The sequence below is a fragment of the Streptomyces alkaliphilus genome, assembly GCF_014141535.1.
Lineage (GTDB): Bacteria > Actinomycetota > Actinomycetes > Streptomycetales > Streptomycetaceae > Streptomyces > Streptomyces alkaliphilus.
Genome location: NZ_VKHT01001654.1, coordinates 1 through 556, shown reverse-complemented (window position 1 = coordinate 556; position 556 = coordinate 1). Strand labels below are relative to the sequence as shown.

1 protein-coding gene is annotated in these 556 nt (G+C 68.0%); it reads right to left on the bottom strand.

The window, feature by feature from the left end; translation table 11 throughout:
• A partial coding sequence (locus FNQ90_RS26170) for a hypothetical protein (protein ID WP_407699450.1) occupies window positions 1–556 on the bottom strand: 556 nt, incomplete at both ends.

Here is a 556-nt window from a genome sequence, read left to right as displayed (position 1 = left end):
GGACGATCATCACGCCGGTCATCGCGCCGGAACCCACCCGGACGATCATCACGCCGGTCATCGCGCCGGAACCCACCCGGACGATCATCACGGCGCTCGTCACGCCCGTGGGGACGGTTCTCACGGTAGGGAGGTCGCCCACCCCGGTCACGGTCACGATCACCGGAGAACGAACGCCGCTCACCCTCATCGCGCCGGAACCCACCCGGACGATCATCACGCCGGTCATCGCGCCGGAACCCACCCGGACGATCATCACGGCGCTCGTCACGCCCGTGGGGACGGTTCTCACGGTAGGGAGGTCGCCCACCGCGGTCACGGTCACGGTCACCGGAGAACGAACGCCGCTCACCCTCATCACGCCGGAATCCACCGGGACGATCATCACGCCGGTCATCGCGCCGGAACCCACCCGGACGATCATCACGACGCTCGTCACGCCCGTGGGGACGGTTCTCACGGTAGGGAGGTCGCCCACCCCGGTCACGGTCACGATCACCGGAGAACGAACGCCGCTCACCCTCATCACGCCGGAAACCACCCGGACGATCATCAC